The organism is Streptomyces sp. NBC_01171, from assembly GCF_045039805.1.
Classification (GTDB): domain Bacteria; phylum Actinomycetota; class Actinomycetes; order Streptomycetales; family Streptomycetaceae; genus Streptomyces.
Map to the genome: position 1 here is coordinate 2,655,908 of NZ_CP108609.1, position 17,241 is coordinate 2,673,148.

The window sequence follows — 17,241 nt, forward strand, 5'->3', positions numbered from 1 at the left end:
CACGTTGCCCCGCAATGTTCTTGTCAGGGTCAGACTAGGGACCGGCCCCCGCCCAGGGAACCGGCGGGGTACCACGGAATCCGCACTGTGACTGTTGTCGCTTCCGCACAGTCGGTGCAACCGAACGCCCGCTTCCGCAAAGGGCCCTGTCGGAGCGTCGCCTCAGCCGGTGTAGCGGTACGTGGCCGTCGCCTGGTCGTACAGCCGGGTGACCTCGTCCCGCTCCGCCTCCGGGCCGCGGACCTGCACGATGTGGTACCGCCCGTTGAGCAGCATCGCCATGTTGCGCACGAACAGGTCGCGCCCCTGGGCGTCGGTCCAGGTGAACTGCCCCTCGGCCATGGTCCGTCCGCCCACCTCGATGGTGCGCAGTCCCGACGCGGTGGCCCAACTGGAGTCGCGGTACGGCTGCAACTCCCGTTCCTTGTCCCGCTGGTACACCATCGGGTCGCTGCCGTAGGTGGAGGTGCTGTCTCGGCCGGGCACCACGACCAGCTCGAAGTTCCCGTGCGAGTACACCACTTGGCCGCTGCCGTTGCGCGGCGTGTGGGACCAGCCCTTGGCGACGGCGACCTTGAAGCCGGCCGGGTCGGTGCGCAGCGTGAACCCGTCCGCCGCCGCCCCTCCGCCGGTCTGGGTCTCGGTGGCGGGCGAGGACGCGGTGGGACCGTCGCCCGGAGCGCTCGCCTCGTCCGACGGCTGCTGCCGCTCGTGGGAGGGGGCGGGGCTCGCCTGCCCCGCCGCTCCGGTACGGCCGTCGTCCTCGCCCTGCTTGGGCATGAACATCACCGCGTAGGCCACGGCCCCGGCCAGCAGCAGGAGGACGAGCAGCAGCAGGGTGCGGCCGAGGCTGCGCGGGGAGCCCTGCGCCTCCTGCCGGGCCCGCTTGTGCCGGGCGTGCGGATGTGGCATGGGCGCCTTGTTGCGGCGCCGCCACCGCGCCAGCTCGCCGCGCCGGCGCACTATCGGCAGCCGGGTCGGGTCGGCGGGCGGCACCGGCACCACATGGGCACCGGCGTCCGGCTCGGGCGCGGACCGCACCAGCGAGCGCAGCCAGCCGCTCAGCTCCTCGAAGTCCAGCCGCTCGGTGGGGTCCTGACGCAGCAGCGACTCCACGACCGGGCGCAGCGGCCCGCACTCCTCGGCGTAGGCGGGCGGCTCCGCGCACACCAGTTGCACCAGCTCGGCGGTGGACTCCTCCGGGTAGGGCGCATGTCCCTGGACGGCACGGAAGAGCAGCGCGCCGAGCGCCCACAGGTCGGTCGCGGGGCCGACGGGCGCGGCCAGTTGCCAGTTCTCGTGGACCGGCCCGGCCTGCTCGGGCGCCCACCGCTCGGTCACCGGGCCGACCACGGTCATCCGCATGTGCCGCGACCGCTCGGCCGCGATGGCGGTACCGGGTCCGCGCCGCGCCCCGGCGGTCTCGGGCTCGTCCCATCCGGAAACGCCGGACCCGCCGTTCTGCGCGGGCGGCGCGGGCCGGGGCGGAGCGGGCACGCCCGGCTGGGCGGGGTTCAACGGGTACGGGGGCGCCGCTTCCGGCTGGGCGGGACGGGGTGCCGCGCCGTGCCAGGGGCGTCCGGCGACCCCGTACGGGTCGGCCACGGAGCCCGGCGGCGTACCGTTCTCCGCCGCGATCTCCCCTTCGGCCGGCGTCCGCGCGCCGGGCAGGGCGGTACGGCCGCCCCGCTGCGCCTCCTGTACGCGGGCGGCGGCACGGGCCCCCGCGCGGTACGCGGCGATGGCCCCGGCGCGGGCGGCCCGGATGTCGTCCCCGCTCTCCACGGGGCGCGGCAGGGCCGGCGCGGGGGCGCCGGAGTCGCCGTTGGTGGCGGGTGCGGGAAGTCCGCCGGCCACGCGGGCCTGGATCGCGGCACGCCGTGCGGCCTCGGGGTCCGTGTCGGCGACGGCCGCCGCCGCGGCCGTACGCGGTACGACACTCCCGCCGGGCTGCCGCTGGTCCGGCAGCGGGTGGTCCTCCGGGCCGTCCTGGGCCGGCACCGGGTCGTATCCGCAGAGCGCTTCCTCCGCCGCGCCGACCGCGAGGCCGGTCAGCATGACCCGTCCGTCGTCGCAGATCAGGACCGTGCGGGCGGTGATGTTGCGGTGGGTCCAGCCGTGGGCGTGCAGCACGCGCAGCGCCATCACCACGTCGGCCGCGACCTCGGCCGCGCGGTACGGCGACAGCGGCTGTTCGGCGAGGAGCGCGGACAGCGGGCGCGCCGACACCGCCTCGCTGACGATCCACAGCGAACCGCCCTCGGCGAACACGTCGAAGACCTGGTCCAGCCGCGGATGGTCCGGTATCCGGGCCGCCGCCTGCGCGGCCTCCACGGCGCGCCGGACGGCGGGGTCCCGGGGCGTACGGGTGGCGCTGCGGCCCGCCGGGGCGCGCCGGCCGCGCTCACGCGCGGTGAACCCCTCGGGCAGTCCCTCGGCGCCGATCACCTCGGCCTCGACGACCTCCGGCAACGGCACCTGACGGACCAGCACCTCCTGCCCGCTGTAGGTGTCGAAGGCGTACGTCTCGGTGAGTTCGTACTCGTCGGAGGGCGGCAGCGGCAGGCGGTAGCGGTCGGCGAGCACTCGCCCCGCGTAGTCGTCCACGTCTGCCACCCCCTGCCGTTCCGGTCGCCCGCGATCGTTCACCGCCCGTCACGCGTCGCACCCGGCTGCGTACGGTTCTCAACCATTCACGATACGTGCCGGAGGCAACCCGCACCGAGGGGATGACCGATTTCCAGGCTCCCGACCCGGGCTCGTTCAGGTCACGACTTGGGCTCGAAGGACGTCGTGAGCGTCTTCCAGGTGTCCTTGCGCAGCGCGTCGTCCCAGCCGGCACTCTTCGCGGTGTACATCAGCGCGTGCCCCAGGTGGTCGTTGACCACGAAACCCCGGTCGATGGAGCGGTACTTGGTGCCGCCGTCCACGTAGGTGAACTCCCAGTCGGCCGTGTTCCAGCCCCGGTAGTCCACCTTCTCTATGCGGATGCGGTCGTACTGGGAGCGCACCATGTAGCGCTCCTGGTTCTCCCAGTCCTTCACCGGGTCACTCTTGGGCGTGCTGGTCCAGGCGACGAGCAGCTTCTGCCCGTCGGGGCCGGTGTAACGGTCGCCCGCGGCGCTCGACGACCCGTACTTCCAGCCCTTGGGCAGCCCGATCGAGTAGCCCTGGGAGCTCTTGCGCGTCGTCACGGCGGGCGCGCTGCCGGAGCCCTTCTTCCCGGAGGAGCCGGAGGAGGAGCCGTCGTCCGAATCGCCGCTGCCGTTCTTGCCGTCGGAGTCGTCGGCGGTGCTCCCGTCGCCGGCCCCGCCGGAGCGGGAGCCGTCGGTGGCGGGCGCGGAGCCCGAACCGTCGGGACCGGTGGCGCCGGAGCCGCCCTTGCCCGGGTCCCGCTTGGTGGAGGAACTGGCGCTGGGCGCGCCCTGTGCGCCGTTGCCCTTGTCGCCGCCACCGCCGAGGGTGACGGCGAGAACGATGCCGGCCACCACCAGGATCAGCGCGATCACCACCGCGATGACGATCAGCGTGCGCCTGGGCACCACGTCGGTGAGCGACGCCTTCGGCGCCGGCCTCGGCGGGAGATCCATGTCGGGCCGGGGCATCACGGGCCAGCTCGAACTTGGCTTGTTCGTGCTGGAGTTCGGCGTGTCGGACGTCCCGCGCCCACCGGCGCCGGCCGTCGCGCCGGACTCGCTCTTCGACCGGGCGGCAGCGGCGGCCGACGCGGCACCGGCGGCCTTGCGCACCGAGCGCAGCGCGCCGCGCACCTTGTCCCCGGACTCCTCCCGCTCGGTCTCGGGGGAGTCGGGCTGCGCCGGGATCGGCACGACCCGCGTGGCGTCCAGCGGCTCGGGGTCACCGGCGTTGATGACCTTGTTGAGCATGGCCCGCGCGCCGGCGTCGTCGAGCCGCTGCGCGGGCTCCTTGGTGAGCAGGCCCTTGATGACCTCGCCCAGCGGGCCCGCGTTCTTGGGCTCCTCGGGGCTCTCGGTCATCACGGCGGTCAGGGTGGCGATGGCCGACCCCTTGTCGTAGGGCGGCACGCCCTCGACCGACGCGTACAGCAGGCCGCCCAGCGACCACAGGTCGGCGGCGGGACCCGGCTTGTGCCCGCGGGCCCGCTCCGGGGAGATGTAGGAGGGGGCGCCGACGAGCATGCCGGTGGAGGTGATGGACGGGTCGCCCTCGACCTGGGCGATGCCGAAGTCGGTGAGCACGACCCGGCCGTCCTCGGCGATCAGCACGTTGGACGGCTTCACGTCGCGGTGCAGGATGCCCTCGCGGTGCGCGGACCGCAGCACGTCCAGCACGGCCAGCCCGACCTCGGCGGCCCGACGGGGCGTCAGTACGCCGTCCTCACGGATGACCTCGGCCAGGGACTTGCCCTCGACCAGCTCCATGACGATCCACGGCCGGTCGTCCTCGTCGACCACGTCGAAGACCGTCACCGCGCTGTTGTTGCGGATACGGGCGATCGCCTTGGCCTCGCGCAGCGTGCGCGTGATCAGGCGCCGCTTCTCCTCCTCGTCGATGTTCGACGGGAACCGCAGCTCCTTGACGGCCACCGTCCGGCCCAGGGTCTCGTCCTCGGCACGCCAGACCGTGCCCATGCCGCCCCGGCCCAGCACGTCCCCCAGCCGGTACCGCCCGGCGAGAAGACGACGCTCGTTCTTGCCCTGACGAGTCTCCTGACGGGATGACCCCGCCCGCTCCGCCTCCGACATGCGTCCCCTCATGCAACCCGCCCTGACAGAGCCTTCATTGTCCCTCACCCGGCAACCGGCCGACGCCCAGGGGGCCCCTCCGGGTGCACCTCGTCCGCCGTGTCGGCGGGCCCCCTGAACCAGATGTTCCAGTTGCCGGGATGATGTCCCCCGACACGGAAGGAGCCAGGGATGCCGACCCTTCGGACAGTCCTGTCCATACCGGTTCTCGTGGCTCTGCTGCTCACCCCCACTGCTCCCGGCGCGACCCCCGTCGCCGGGTTCTCGGACACTGTGCTTCCGTTGCTGGTCAGCGAGGATGGAGCCCCCGCCGCGGCCCTGCTCGCGCAGGACCTTCGTGGCTCACGCCGCGCATGGCGCTACGCGGACGCGGGCCGGGGTGTCGCCCGTGCCGACCATTTCCGCGCCGGGAGTGTCACCAAGACCTTCGTGGCGACCGTCGTGCTGCAACTCGCCGCGGAGCACCGGCTTTCCCTGTCCGACACCGTCGAACAGCACCTCCCCGGACTCCTGCCCCGACTCCGCGCCGGGACACGGCACTCCGGCGACGAATCCCGCCTCACCCTGCGCAACCTGCTCACCCACACCAGCGGCATCGCCGACTTCACCGACGCCACCCGGGGCAGGGTCCCGCTGACTCCCCTTCAGGCCGTCCGGCTCGCACTCGCCCTCCCCGCCGGCCGCCCGGGCCACCACTCCTACTCCAGCACCAACTACGTCCTGCTCGGCATGGTGATCCGTCAGGTCACCGGCCACTCCTACGCCGCCGAGGCACGGCGCAGGATCATCACCCCGCTGGGCCTCGCGGGCACCTCCTTCCCCGGCTCCCGCCGCTCCCTGCCCTCTCCGCACGGCCGGGCCTACGCCGCCGACGGCTCCGACGTGACCGAACTCGACCCCCGCGTGGCCGGGGCGGCGGGCGAGCTGGTGACCACGCTCGCCGACCTGGACCGCTTCTACGCGGCCCTGCTCGGCGGCGCCCTGCTGCCCCCGCGCCGGCTGCGCGAGATGCTGGACACCCGTGCCACACAGGGCGCTTACGGCATGGGCGTGTATCCGGCCCGGCTTCCCTGCGGGCTCACCGTCTGGGGACACAACGGCCGGATCGCGGGAAGCTATGTGCGCACCGCGGCCACCGCCGACGGCAGCCGCGTCGTCACCTTCCGGGTGAACACGGACGCTGAGACGAACCCCCGGCTCGAACGGGCTCTGCTCGCCGCCGAGTTCTGTCCCGCACTTCCTGGAACGAGCGGGCCGGGAACGGAGATCCCGGACCCGGCCACTCGTTCGAGTGAACCAGCCTCAGGCTCGCCCTACAGCGGCACGATGTCCGGCGCGCCCAGCCGGGCCGCGTCCGCCGTCAGGTCGTCGGGCTGGCGCTGGGACTCACGCTCGGCCTCGACCCGCTTCTCGTAGTGCTCGACCTCACGGGCGATCTGGTCCTCGTCCCACCCGAGCACCGGTGCCATCAGCTCGGCGGCCTCGCGGGCGCTGCGGGTGCCCCGGTCGAAGGTCTCGATGGAGATGCGGGTGCGGCGGGTGAGGACGTCGTCCAGGTGACGGGCGCCCTCGTGGGAGGCGGCGTAGACGATCTCGGCGCGCAGGTAGTCGTCCGCGTGCCGCAGGGGTTCGCCGAGGGAGGGGTCGGCGGCTATCAGGTCGAGGAGCTGGTCGGCCATCGAGCCGTACCGGTTCAGCAGGTGCTCGACGCGGGCCACGTGCAGTCCGCTGCGCTCGGCTATGCGCTCGCGGGCGTTCCACATCGCCGGGTAGCCCTCGGCGCCGAGCAGCGGGATCTCCTCGGTGACGGACTCGGCCACCCTCCGGTCCAGGCCGTGCACCGCCGCGTCGACGGCGTCCTCCGCCATCACCCGGTACGTCGTGTACTTGCCGCCCGCGACGACCACCAGACCCGGCACCGGGTGGGCCACGGTGTGCTCGCGGGACAGCTTGCTGGTGGCCTCGGACTCGCCGGCCAGCAGGGGGCGCAGGCCCGCGTAGACACCCTCGACGTCGTCACGGGTGAGCGGTACCGCCAGGACCGAGTTGACGTGCTCCAGCAGGTAGTCGATGTCGGCGCTGGACGCGGCCGGGTGGGCCTTGTCGAGGTCCCACTCGGTGTCGGTGGTGCCGACGATCCAGTGCCGGCCCCAGGGGATGACGAAGAGGACGGACTTCTCGGTGCGCAGGATCAGCCCGGTGCTGGAGTGGATGCGGTCCTTGGGCACGACGAGGTGGATGCCCTTGGACGCCTTGACGTGGAACTGGCCGCGCTCACCCACCAGCCCCTGGGTGTCGTCGGTCCACACCCCCGTGGCGTTGACCACCTGGCGGGCGCGGATCTCGTACTCCCCGCCGCCCTCCACGTCCTCCACCCGGACCCCGACGACCCGCTCGCCCTCGCGCAGGAACCCGGTGACACGGGCGCGGTTGGCGACCTTGGCGCCGTAGGACGCGGCGGTGCGGACCAGGGTGGCGACGAAGCGGGCGTCGTCCACCTCGGCGTCGTAGTACTGGAGGGCGCCGACCAGGGCGTCCTTGCGCAGGCAGGGGGCGACGCGCAGGGCGCGGCTGCGGCTGAGGTGGCGGTGCGTGGGCAGGCCCCGGCCGTGGCCCCGGGCCATGGACATCGCGTCGTACAGCGCGACGCCCGCGCCCGCGTACAGCCGCTCCCAGCCGCGGTGCTGGAGGGGGTAGAGGAAGGGCACCGGTTTGACCAGGTGCGGGGCGAGGCGCTCCAGCAGCAGGCCGCGCTCCTTCAGTGCCTCGCGCACGAGCGGGAAGTCGAGCATCTCCAGATAGCGCAGGCCGCCGTGTATCAGCTTGCTGGACCGGCTGGAGGTGCCGGACGCCCAGTCCCGCGCCTCGATCAGACCGGTGGACAGGCCACGGGTGGCCGCGTCCAGCGCGGTGCCCGCGCCCACGATGCCGCCGCCGACCACCAGCACGTCCAGTTCGCGCTCGGCCATCTCCGCCAGTGCCTCGGCGCGCTGCGCCGGGTCTAGGGTCGCTGTCCTCACCGCTGCCTCCCGCTCTCGCAAACCCGCTGGTGGGCCGTGCCCGGTGCGGCGCGGCCCCTTCGTCCCCTCCTCATGCCCAGAACCTCATGCTCAAAAGTGTGGCGGGCTCGGCCGGGTTCGGCCACCACGGGCCCCCACCTGTGGACAACCTGCGTGTATCACCCCGAAGACACACGAACACAATCACACATAACGGTCATATTTGTACCTAGTCTGACTGTGCGCTCGCTCATGCGGTCCACCGGGCTTGCGCACCATTCCCACTTCGGCTATCGGGAAGGACGGCCCACGCCATGCCCGCAGATCTCGCCGTCATCGGACTCGGTCCCTACGGCATGCCGCTGGCCCAGGCCGCCGTCGCCGCAGGCATCCCCACCATCGGGTACGCCACCGGCCCCGAGGCGGGGTCGCTCAGCCCCGCCGAACTGCGCCGGATGCGCTCCACCGGCTTCCGGCTCAGCACCGACCCCGCCCAGCTCGGCCGGGTCCGCACCGCCGTCATCTGCGCGCCGACCCCGCGCGGCGCCGACGGCGAACTCGACCTCGGCCAGGTCGAGGCGGCCGCCCGCACCCTGGCCGAGCGGCTGCGCCCGCACACCACGGTCATCCTGGAGTCGCCCGTCCTGCCCGGCACCACGGAGGAGCTGCTGCGGCCGATCCTGGAGCGCGGCTCCGGACTGCGCGCCGGGCGCGACTTCCACCTCGCCTACTCCCCCAGCCGGGCCGACCCCGGCAGCCGCGACCACACCCCCGCCCCGAGGGTCATCGGCGGCCTCACCCCGGCCTGCACCGAGTCGGCCGCCGCGTTCTACGGCCGGCTCACCGACAAGGTGGTCCGGGCGAGGGGGCTGCGCGAGGCGGAAGCGGTACGGCTGCTGGAGACCAACTTCCGGCACGTCAACATCGCGCTGGTCAACGAGATGGCCGTCGTCTGCCACGAGCTGGGCGTCGACCTGTGGGACGTGATCCGCTGCGCGGAGACCAAGCCGTTCGGCTTCCAGGCGTTCCGGCCGGGGCCCGGCGTCGGCGGCCACGGCGTACCGCAGGACCTCACCGGGCACGCGAGCCGCGGCCTGCGCATGGTGGAGCTGGCCCAGCAGGTCAACGAGCGCATGCCGCACTACGTCGTCCAGCGCGCCGCCGCCCTCCTCAACGAGCACGGCAAGTCCGCCCGCGGCGCCCGCGTCCTCCTCCTCGGCGTCACCTACAAGGCCGACCTCGCCGACCAGCAGGGCGCCCCCGCCCACGAGATCGCCGTCCGCCTGATGGAACTCGGCGCCTCCGTCAGCTACCACGACCCCCACATCCCCGCCTGGCACGTCCTGGACCGCCCGGTCCCCCGCGCCGACTCCCTCTACGAAGCCGCGGCCGCCGCCGACCTCACCCTCCTCCTCCAGCCCCACCGCACCTACGACCTCCAGGGCCTCTCCGTAAAAGCCCAACTCCTCCTGGACACCCGAGGGGCGACCCCCACGGGAGCGGCGCACCGCCTCTGAGCGCACACGAAAGGGCCCGGTCACCCCGAAGGTGACCGGGCCCTCTCCGCGAAAAACGATCAGCGGCGGTGCTGGCTGTCCGCGACCGTCACCTCTACGCGCTGGAATTCCTTCAGCTCGCTGTAGCCCGTGGTGGCCATGGCTCGGCGGAGGGCGCCGAAGAAGTTCATGGAGCCGTCGGGGGTGCGGGAGGGGCCGGTGAGGACCTCCTCCAGGGTGCCGACGGTGCCGAGGTCGACCTTCTGGCCGCGCGGCAGCTCCTCGTTGACCGCCTCCATGCCCCAGTGGTGGCCCTTGCCGGGCGCGTCCGTGGCACGGGCCAGCGGGGAACCCATCATCACCGCGTCGGCGCCGCAGGCGATCGCCTTCGGCAGGTCGCCGGACCAGCCGACCCCGCCGTCCGCGATCACGTGCACGTACCGGCCGCCGGACTCGTCCATGTAGTCGCGGCGGGCGGCGGCCACGTCGGCGACCGCGGTGGCCATCGGGACCTGGATGCCCAGCACGTTGCGCGTGGTGTGCGCGGCGCCGCCGCCGAAGCCGACCAGCACACCCGCCGCGCCGGTGCGCATCAGGTGCAGGGCGGCGGTGTACGTGGCGCAGCCGCCGACGATCACCGGCACGTCCAGCTCGTAGATGAACTGCTTCAGGTTCAGCGGCTCGTGCGAGGAGGACACGTGCTCCGCCGACACCGTCGTGCCGCGGATGACGAAGATGTCCACGCCCGCGTCGACGACCGCCTTGGAGAACTCGGCGGTGCGCTGCGGGGAGAGCGCGGCGGCCGTGACCACACCGGCGTCCCGCACCTCCTTGATGCGCTGCCCGATCAGCTCCTCCTTGACCGGAGCCGCGTAGATCTCCTGGAGGCGGCGGGTGGCCGCCTCGGCCGGCAGCTCCGCGATCTCGTCCAGCAGCGGCTGCGGGTCCTCATGCCGGGTCCACAGCCCCTCGAGGTTGAGGACGCCGAGGCCCCCCATCTCACCGATGCGGATCGCGGTGGCCGGGGAGACGACCGAGTCCATGGGAGCGGCCAGGAACGGCAGCTCGAAGCGGTAGGCGTCGATCTGCCAGGCGATCGAGACCTCCTTCGGGTCCCGCGTACGGCGGCTGGGGACGACGGCGATGTCGTCGAAGGCGTACGCCCGGCGGCCGCGCTTGCCGCGCCCGATCTCGATCTCAGTCACGTCATGCCTTTCCCTGATGCTTACAGCGTCTTCCAGTATCGCCGACCGGGCCGTCGATGGCCGTCCCCGGCGAAGCTGAGGGCGGTCCCGGGTGTCCCGGAACCGCCCTCGTCACGACCGGCACGCGTGCGCGTGCGTCACTTCTTGCTGCTGTAGTTCGGTGCCTCGACCGTCATCTGGATGTCGTGCGGGTGGCTCTCCTTGAGACCCGCCGAGGTGATCCGGACGAACCGGCCGTTGTCCTGCAGCTCCGGGACGGTACGGCCGCCGACGTAGAACATCGACTGACGCAGGCCGCCGACGAGCTGGTGCACCACGGAGGACAGCGGGCCCCGGTAGGGCACCTGGCCCTCGATGCCCTCGGGGATGAGCGCCTCGTCGGAGGCGACGCCCTCCTGGAAGTACCGGTCCTTGGAGAACGACTTGCGGTCGCCGCGCGTCTGCATCGCGCCCAGCGAACCCATGCCCCGGTACGACTTGAACTGTTTGCCGTTGATGAACAGCAGCTCGCCCGGTGACTCCTCGCAGCCCGCGAGCAGCGAGCCGAGCATCACCGTGTCGGCGCCCGCGACCAGGGCCTTGGCGATGTCGCCGGAGTACTGCAGGCCACCGTCGCCGATGACCGGGACCCCGGCCTCCTTGGCGGCGAGCGCGGCCTCGTAGATCGCGGTGACCTGCGGGACACCGACGCCCGCGACCACACGCGTGGTGCAGATCGAGCCGGGGCCGACGCCGACCTTGATGCCGTCCGCGCCGGCGTCCACCAGCGCCTGGGCACCGTCGCGGGTGGCGATGTTGCCGCCGATGACGTCGACGCCGGAGGAGTTGGACTTGATCTTGGCGATCATGTCGCCGACCAGCCGGGAGTGACCGTGCGCGGTGTCGACGACGATGAAGTCGGCGCCCGCCTCGATCAGCGCCTGGGCGCGCTCGAAGGAGTCACCGGCCACGCCGACCGCCGCGCCGACCAGCAGCCGGCCCTCGGAGTCCTTGGCCGCGTTCGGGTACTGCTCGGCCTTGACGAAGTCCTTGACCGTGATCAGACCCTTGAGCACACCGCGGTCGTCGACCAGCGGCAGCTTCTCGATCTTGTGCTTGCGCAGCAGCTCCATGGCCTCCGGGCCGGAGATGCCGACCTTGCCGGTGACCAGCGGCATCGGCGTCATGACCTCGTGGACGCGCCGGGCGCGGTCGGTCTCGAAGGCCATGTCGCGGTTGGTGACGATGCCGAGCAGCTTCTTGTCGTTGTCGGTCACCGGCACACCGCTGATCCGGAACCGGGCGCACAGCGCGTCGGCCTCGGCGAGCGTGGCCTCCGGGTGGATGGTGATCGGGTCGGTGACCATGCCCGACTCGGACCGCTTCACCAGGTCGACCTGGTTGGCCTGGTCCTGGATGGACAGGTTGCGGTGCAGCACGCCCACGCCGCCCTGACGGGCCATGGCGATCGCCATGCGGGACTCGGTCACCTTGTCCATGGCCGCGGACAGCAGCGGGATGTTGACCCGCACGTTCCGGGAGACGTACGAGGCGGTGTCGATGTCGTCGGGCGCCATGTCCGACGAGCCCGGCAGCAGCAGCACGTCGTCGTAGGTCAGCCCGAGTGTCTGGAATTTACCGGGCACTCCGTCGACGTTGGCAGTCATGACACCTTCCCCAAATGGCCTTGATCGGTGCGGATGTCCATGCTAACGGGAAGCGTCGTGAGCAAATTCCACACTACGGGGACGCTTCAGGCTTCGTATGTTCGTACGGATTCGACGGCGCGAATGCTCACGCGCGGGTCCGCGCGGGACCGGTGCGGAGCCTCGCGGGCTTCTCACCGGCTCGTTCACGCCAAGGCGAATCCATCGCCGACGCGCCGGGGGGGGCACCTCGGCGCGCGGTCGCGGGCTACTGCTCGGCCAGAGCGCGCAGGCGGCTCAGCGCGCGATGCTGGGCCACTCGCACCGCTCCGGGTGACATTCCCAACATCTGCCCTGTCTCCTCCGCGGTCAAGCCCACGGCGATCCGGAGCAGCAGCAGTTCGCGCTGGTTCTCGGGGAGGTTGGCCAGCAGCTTCTTCGCCCAGGCGGCGTCGGAGCTGAGCAGGGCGCGCTCCTCGGGGCCCAGGGAGTCGTCGGGGCGCTCCGGCATCTCGTCCGAGGGGACGGCGGTTGAGCCGGGGTGGCGCATCGCGGCGCGCTGGAGATCGGCCACCTTGTGGGAGGCGATGGCGAAGACGAACGCCTCGAAGGGGCGGCCGGTGTCGCGGTAGCGCGGCAGGGCGAGCAGCACCGCGACGCAGACCTCTTGCGCGAGGTCCTCCACGAAGTGCCGGGCGTCGCCGGGCAGCCGGGACAGGCGGGTGCGGCAGTAGCGCAGTGCGAGGGGGTGGACGTGTGCGAGCAGGTCGTGCGTGGCCTGCTCGTCCCCGTCGACGGCACGGTGCACCAGGGGGCCGATCGGCCCGGGGGCCGTGCCCGCCTCGTCGTCGCGCATCGGTCCATGGTGCCTTGCGGCCGTCCGGTCCGTGGCATCGCGTTCGTGGTTGTGCACCGAAGCGTTATGAGCAGGTGCGCCGGCACTCATCTCCTGCGCCCTCCCCTTCCGCTCGTTTTCCGCTCGCTCGACTCGTCCCCGAGAGACTCCACACCTCAAGGATGCGGCATCCCCGCCGAAACAAGCAGCACGCGGTCCCTCGCGGGGCGCGAACGGAACCGATTCCGCCCTGCCCGCCGCCGACGGGGCCGCTACGGGGGTGCCCGTGAGCTGCGGCGTCGGCCAGGAGCGGACTCGGTAGCGGACCGGACCCCTCACACCCGGCGGCCGCAGCCGGCCCCGACCGGCCGCCTCCGACGAACGCGCCGTCGGCATCAGCCGGGACCGACCCCGTCGCCGGGGCCGACCGCCCGCGCGCACCAACACCCTCCAACGCCCGCCAAGTCCCCGAGGGCCAAGGCCGAGCGCAGCGGCCGCGCATGCCCTACCGGACCAGTCCCCAGCGGAAGCCGAGTGCCACCGCGTGGGCGCGGTCCGAGGCGCCGAGCTTCTTGAACAGGCGCCGGGCGTGGGTCTTGACGGTGTCCTCGGAGAGGAACAGCTCACGGCCGATCTCCGCGTTGGAGCGGCCGTGGCTCATGCCTTCCAGCACCTGGATCTCACGCGCGGTGAGCGTGGGCGCCGCGCCCATCTCCGCCGAGCGCAGCCGGCGTGGGGCCAGCCGCCAGGTCGGGTCGGCGAGGGCCTGCGTCACCGTCGCGCGCAGCTCGGCGCGGGAGGCGTCCTTGTGCAGATAGCCCCGCGCACCCGCGGCGACCGCGAGGGCGACGCCGTCGAGGTCCTCGGCGACGGTCAGCATGATGATGCGCGCGCCCGGATCGGCGGACAGCAGACGGCGCACGGTCTCGACGCCACCCAGGCCGGGCATGCGTACGTCCATGAGAATGAGGTCGGAGCGGTCGGCGCCCCAGCGGCGGAGGACTTCCTCGCCGTTGGCAGCCGTCGTCACGCGCTCGACGCCGGGCACGGTCGCAACCGCGCGGCGAAGGGCCTCTCGGGCAAGCGGGGAGTCGTCGCAGACGAGGACGGAAGTCATGACCGCCCTCCGGAGCTGATGCGCGTCACCTTGAGCCTCCAGGCTGGTACGGAATCGTCACCTGTGCGGTCGACCGTCTCGGACGCCTGCCCGAGCACTTGTGTTTTCAACCGCCTCCGCACTCTCAACGACGGTCACCCGAAAGAGTTACGGGTCGGCGTACTGACTTCGGCACTCTACGTGAGGGCTCCGACACGGTGCCGTCATGCGCGACGGACCCACGGGTTTTCCGCACAACTTGTGCCCCATTTAGTCGCTTTTGGTCCCGTTTCTCAGTGTCTGAGGCTAGATTCGCAATGAGTCATATTTTCATCTCCTTAGACCGGAGATGTACGGTCGAAGGCACGGTACCCGCCCAGAACGGCTACAAGGGGTCACGTAATGGCAGATTTCTCCCGCCTTCCCGGACCGAACGCGGACCTGTGGGACTGGCAGTTGCTGGCAGCCTGCCGAGGGGTGGACAGCTCGCTCTTCTTCCACCCGGAGGGCGAGCGCGGTGCGGCGCGGAGTGCACGTGAGAACTCGGCCAAGGAGGTCTGCATGCGGTGCCCGGTCCGAGCGCAGTGCGCGGCCCACGCGCTGGCGGTGCGTGAGCCGTACGGCGTGTGGGGCGGGCTGACCGAGGACGAGCGCGAAGAGCTGATGGGCCGGGCGCGCAACCGCCTGGTGTCCACCACCAGCGGGGGCCCCGGCTCCCACGCCTGAAGGAACGTTTCTGCATTCACCAGGGCACGCACCCGCGTGCCCCCGAGCCGTGCCTAGCTCCGCGAAGCCGCCCGGCCGAGCTGTTCCAGCGTCGCGGCCACCGCCGGGACCTGGGCCAGGTCGGGCAGGGTGAGCGCGACGATCTCCCGTCGTACCGCGGGCTCCAGCCGGACCACCCGCACGCCCCTGGGCCGTACCGACTCCACCGCGAGCTGGGGCAGTACGGCCACGCCCAGGCCGGCGCCGACGAGGCCGACCACGGCCGGGTAGTCGTCGGTGGCGAAGTCGATGCGGGGGGTGAACCCGGCGCCCTCGCAGACCTGCACGAGCTGGCCCCGGCAGCGCGGGCAGCCCGCGATCCAGGGCTCCTCGGCCAGCTCACCGATGGCGACGGCCTCGGCGCCCGCGAGCCGGTGCCGCTCGGGGACCAGGGCCACCAGACGGTCCGTCAGCAGCCGTCGTACGACCAGGTCGTCCCATTCCTCGGTGGCGGGAGCGCCCTGGTAGCGGAAGGCGAGGGCCACGTCGCAGTCGCCCTCGCGCAGCAGCTCGACCGACCTCGGCGGTTCGGCCTCCTCCAGGGAGACGCGGGTTCCGGGGTGGGCGGCGCGCAGGGCGGCGAGGGCGGTGGGGACCAGGGTGGAGGTGCCGCTGGGGAAGGAGACCAGCCGGACCCGGCCCGCGCGCAGGCCGGCGATGGCGGCGACCTCCTCCTCGGCGGCGGTGAGCCCGGCGAGGATGCCGGAGGCGTGCCTGACCAGGGCTTCCCCGGCCTGGGTCAGCCGCATCTCCCGGCCGCCCCGGACCAGCAGCGGGGTGCCGACGGAGGCTTCGAGCGCCTTCATCTGCTGGCTGACGGCCGGCTGGGTGCAGCCCAGTTCGCGCCCCGCCGCCGAGAAGGAACCGGTGGCGGCGACGGCGCGCAGGACGCGGAGATGGCGGGCCTCGATCACCCTTCGAGCATAAGCGGTGCTTGGGAGCGGGTCTCGATATCGCGTCGACGCTTTGGGCAACGGTCACGTACCGTGCGCGCATGAGGCTTCTCTCCGTCAATCTGGGGCGACCCCGCGCGGTGCCGTACACCGACCAGGCCGAGGGGGTGACGGGCATCGACAAGCGGCCCGTCGAGGGTCCGGTGCGGGTGGCGGCGCCGGGGCCGAAGGGGGTCGGCGGCAGCGGGCTGGCCGGGGACGCGGTGTGCGAGTTGCGCCATCACGGCGGGGACGACCAGGCGGTGTACGCCTTCGCGCGCGAGGACCTGGACGACTGGGAGCGCGAGCTGGGCCGGTCCCTGTCCAACGGCTGCTTCGGGGAGAACCTGACCACAGAGGGGCTCGACGTCTCCGGGGCGCTGATCGGGGAGCGCTGGCGGATCGGGTCCGGCGTGGTGCTGGAGGTGGCGTCGGGGCGGATCCCGTGCCGTACCTTCCAGGGCCACATGGCCGAGCGGGGCTGGGTGAAGAGGTTCACCCGGAAGGCCGTCACGGGTGCCTACCTGCGGGTGATCGAGCCGGGCGAGATACGGGCGGGGGACGCGGTGGAGATCGTGCACCGGCCGGACCACGGGGTGACGGCGGCGACGCAGTTCCGCGCGGTGACCACCGAGCGGGAGCTGCTGCCCTCGCTGCTCGCGGCGGGCGACGCCCTGGACGGCGAGACGCTGGCCAGGGTCCGCAAGCACCTGGCGGACCAGGCGCGCTGAGCGGCCGTCACGACGGGCCGGGCGCCGTCGGTGCGGGTCACTAGTCTTGGGCCATGACAACGGCTCTGATTACGGGATCGACCGCGGGCATCGGCGCCGCGTTCGCACGGCGGCTGGCGGCGGACGGGCACGACCTGGTGCTGGTGGCGCGCGACACGGCGCGGCTGCGCGAGCAGGCGACCGAGTTGCACGACCGGCACGGCATCGAGGCGGAGGTGCTGACCGCCGACCTCGCCGAGGACAAGGGCATCGAGACGGTGGCCGAGCGGCTCGGGGACCGCAAGCACCCGGTCGACCTGCTGGTCAACAACGCCGGGTTCGGCAACAAGGGCCGCTATCTCGACGTCTCCATGGCCGACGAGCTGCGGATGATCAAGGTGCACTGCGAGGCGGTGCTCCGGCTGACCTCCGCGGCGGCGGAGGCGATGCGCGAGCGCGGGCGCGGTGGGGTGGTGAACGTCGCCTCGGTGGCGGCCTTCGTCCCGCGCGGTACGTACGGCGCCTCGAAGGCGTGGGTCGTGCAGTTCACCCAGGGCGCGGCGAAGGACCTGGCGGGCAGCGGGGTCCGGCTGATGGCCCTGTGCCCCGGCTTCGTCCGCACCGAGTTCCACGAGCGGGCCGGCATGGGCACGGACAACATCCCCGGCTGGATGTGGCTCGACGCCGACAAGCTCGTCGCCGAGGCCCTCAACGACCTCGCCCGCAACAAGACCGTCTCCATCCCCGACCCCCGCTACAAGGCCCTGATGGGCCTGGCAAAGGTGGCCCCGCGGGGTCTGCTGGGCGGAATCAGCGCGCGTACGGGGCGCAAGTACGGACCCCGCTGACGC

The 17,241-nt window shown here is 72.5% G+C and carries 12 protein-coding genes and 1 pseudogene; 5 read left to right on the forward strand and 8 right to left on the reverse strand.

Going from position 1 to position 17,241, the window contains the following annotated elements; translation table 11 throughout:
• Window positions 1-162 precede the first annotated feature (162 nt).
• Together OG448_RS12035 and OG448_RS12040 are read right to left on the reverse strand one after the other, a co-directional pair.
• On the reverse strand, window positions 163-2,607 hold the full coding sequence (locus tag OG448_RS12035; RefSeq protein WP_405553448.1) for a protein kinase: 2,445 nt from the start codon (window positions 2,605-2,607) through the stop codon (window positions 163-165).
• A gap of 161 nt (window positions 2,608-2,768) precedes the next feature.
• Window positions 2,769-4,727 (reverse strand): serine/threonine-protein kinase, encoded by a 1,959-nt coding sequence (locus OG448_RS12040; RefSeq protein ID WP_405553450.1) that lies wholly within the window; start codon window positions 4,725-4,727, stop codon window positions 2,769-2,771.
• Between the two features lie 171 nt (window positions 4,728-4,898).
• On the opposite strand from OG448_RS12040, the pseudogene OG448_RS12045 reads away from it, so the two are divergent.
• Window positions 4,899-5,960: pseudogene (locus tag OG448_RS12045) on the forward strand (serine hydrolase domain-containing protein); the annotation flags it as partial.
• A gap of 80 nt (window positions 5,961-6,040) precedes the next feature.
• On the opposite strand, the gene OG448_RS12050 reads toward OG448_RS12045, so the two are convergent.
• Complete coding sequence (locus tag OG448_RS12050; RefSeq protein WP_405553451.1) at window positions 6,041-7,747, reverse strand: glycerol-3-phosphate dehydrogenase/oxidase; 1,707 nt, start codon at window positions 7,745-7,747, stop codon at window positions 6,041-6,043.
• 293 nt (window positions 7,748-8,040) lie between these two features.
• Here OG448_RS12050 and OG448_RS12055 point away from each other — a divergent pair, with 293 nt between their 5' ends.
• A complete protein-coding gene (locus tag OG448_RS12055) occupies window positions 8,041-9,243 on the forward strand; it encodes a nucleotide sugar dehydrogenase (RefSeq protein ID WP_405553453.1) in 1,203 nt (400 codons plus the stop codon).
• Window positions 9,244-9,302: 59 nt separating this feature from the next.
• On the opposite strand, the gene OG448_RS12060 is transcribed toward OG448_RS12055, so the two are convergent.
• From OG448_RS12060 to OG448_RS12075, 4 genes are all read right to left on the reverse strand, one after another.
• A complete protein-coding gene (locus OG448_RS12060; RefSeq protein ID WP_030811813.1) occupies window positions 9,303-10,427 on the reverse strand; it encodes a GuaB3 family IMP dehydrogenase-related protein in 1,125 nt (374 codons plus the stop codon).
• A 137-nt stretch (window positions 10,428-10,564) separates the two neighbouring features.
• On the reverse strand, window positions 10,565-12,073 hold the full coding sequence (gene guaB, locus OG448_RS12065; protein ID WP_405553455.1) for an IMP dehydrogenase: 1,509 nt from the start codon (window positions 12,071-12,073) through the stop codon (window positions 10,565-10,567).
• A 247-nt stretch (window positions 12,074-12,320) separates the two neighbouring features.
• Window positions 12,321-12,908, reverse strand: a complete 588-nt coding sequence (locus OG448_RS12070) for a sigma-70 family RNA polymerase sigma factor (protein ID WP_030811807.1) — start codon at window positions 12,906-12,908, stop codon at window positions 12,321-12,323.
• Window positions 12,909-13,392: 484 nt separating this feature from the next.
• Window positions 13,393-14,004 (reverse strand): response regulator transcription factor, encoded by a 612-nt coding sequence (locus OG448_RS12075; RefSeq protein ID WP_003948568.1) that lies wholly within the window; start codon window positions 14,002-14,004, stop codon window positions 13,393-13,395.
• A 381-nt stretch (window positions 14,005-14,385) separates the two neighbouring features.
• On the opposite strand from OG448_RS12075, the gene OG448_RS12080 reads away from it, so the two are divergent.
• Complete coding sequence (locus tag OG448_RS12080) at window positions 14,386-14,709, forward strand: WhiB family transcriptional regulator (RefSeq protein WP_030811804.1); 324 nt, start codon at window positions 14,386-14,388, stop codon at window positions 14,707-14,709.
• A 53-nt stretch (window positions 14,710-14,762) separates the two neighbouring features.
• Here OG448_RS12080 and OG448_RS12085 read toward each other — a convergent pair whose 3' ends face one another.
• Window positions 14,763-15,662, reverse strand: coding sequence for a LysR family transcriptional regulator (locus OG448_RS12085; protein ID WP_405553457.1), 900 nt, complete (start codon window positions 15,660-15,662; stop codon window positions 14,763-14,765).
• An 80-nt stretch (window positions 15,663-15,742) separates the two neighbouring features.
• Between OG448_RS12085 and OG448_RS12090 the strand changes: the two genes are divergently transcribed.
• Window positions 15,743-16,411: an MOSC domain-containing protein gene (locus tag OG448_RS12090; protein WP_405553459.1), complete on the forward strand. Its 669-nt coding sequence runs from the start codon at window positions 15,743-15,745 to the stop codon at window positions 16,409-16,411.
• Between the two features lie 53 nt (window positions 16,412-16,464).
• Complete coding sequence (locus tag OG448_RS12095) at window positions 16,465-17,238, forward strand: SDR family oxidoreductase (RefSeq protein ID WP_030811798.1); 774 nt, start codon at window positions 16,465-16,467, stop codon at window positions 17,236-17,238.
• The last annotated feature ends 3 nt before the right edge of the window (window positions 17,239-17,241 follow it).